This is a genomic window from Sporolactobacillus vineae DSM 21990 = SL153 (assembly GCF_000377985.1).
GTDB lineage: Bacteria > Bacillota > Bacilli > Bacillales > Sporolactobacillaceae > Sporolactobacillus > Sporolactobacillus vineae.
This window is the reverse complement of record NZ_KB899086.1, coordinates 1-1,235: the sequence shown is the minus strand read 5'-3', so window position 1 is coordinate 1,235 and position 1,235 is coordinate 1. Positions and strand designations below refer to the sequence as shown.

1 rRNA gene is annotated in these 1,235 nt (G+C 57.2%); it reads right to left on the bottom strand.

What is annotated here, in order from left to right:
• A 23S ribosomal RNA gene (locus D889_RS0114780) occupies positions 1–1,235 on the bottom strand; the annotation flags it as partial.

The window sequence follows — 1,235 nt, the reverse complement described above, 5'->3', positions numbered from 1 at the left end:
AGCCTACCTGTGTCGGTTTCGGTACGGGCGCCGCTTTGCTCACTAGAGGCTTTTCTCGGCAGTGTAGGTCATGGCTCTTCGGTACTTAATTTCCCTCCTCATCACCGGCTCGCTTCCTGCAGCGGGATTTGCCTCGCTGCCGGCTCGCCGGCTTGAACGCACCCTTCCAATCGTGCGCCAGCCGTGCCTTCCTGCGTCCCCCCTTCGCTCAAACGCGCTGCGGCGGTACAGGACTTTCCACCTGTTGTCCATCGCCTACGCCTTTCGGCCTCGGCTTAGGTCCCGACTAACCCTGAGCGGACGAACCTTCCTCAGGAAACCTCGGGCTTTCGACGGAGGAGATTCTCACTCCTCTTTTCGTTACTCATACCGGCATTCTCACTTCCAGGCGCTCCAACAAACCTTCCGGTTTGCCTTCAATGCCCCTGGAACGCTCCCCTACCCTGACCCCGAAGGGTCAGCCGCGACTTCGGTGCTGTGCTTTAGCCCCGTTACATTTTCGGCGCAGCGCCACTCGACCAGTGAGCTATTACGCACTCTTTAAATGGTGGCTGCTTCTGAGCCAACATCCTGGTTGTCTGGGCAACGCCACATCCTTTCCCACTTAGCACAAACTTAGGGACCTTAGTCGGCGGTCTGGGCTGTTTCCCTTTCGACGACGGATCTTATTACTCGCCGTCTGACTCCCGGACGCAAGCGCCTGGCATTCGGAGTTTGACAGAACTCGGTAATCCTGTGGGGACCCCTTGTTCAATCAGTGCTCTACCTCCAGGCCTCGCTCGTCCGAGGCTAGCCCTAAAGCTATTTCGGGGAGAACCAGCTATCTCCGTGTTCGATTGGCATTTCACCCCTACCCACACCTCATCCCCGCATTTTTCAACATGCGTGGGTTCGGGCCTCCATTCAGTGTTACCTGAACTTCACCCTGGACATGGGTAGATCACACGGTTTCGGGTCGGCAACCCTAAACTTAGTCGCCCTCTTCAGACTCGCTTTCGCTGCGGCTCCGCCTCTTCAGCTTAACCTCGCTTAGAATCGCCACTCGCCGGTCCATTCTACAAAAGGTACGCTGTCACCCCCCGAAGGGGGCTCCAACTACTTGTAAGCACACGGTTTCAGGATCTCTTTCACTCCCCTCCCGGGGTGCTTTTCACCTTTCCCTCACGGTACTGGTTCACTATCGGTCACTGGGAAGTATTTAGCCTTGGGAGACGGTCCTCCCGGTTTCCGACGGG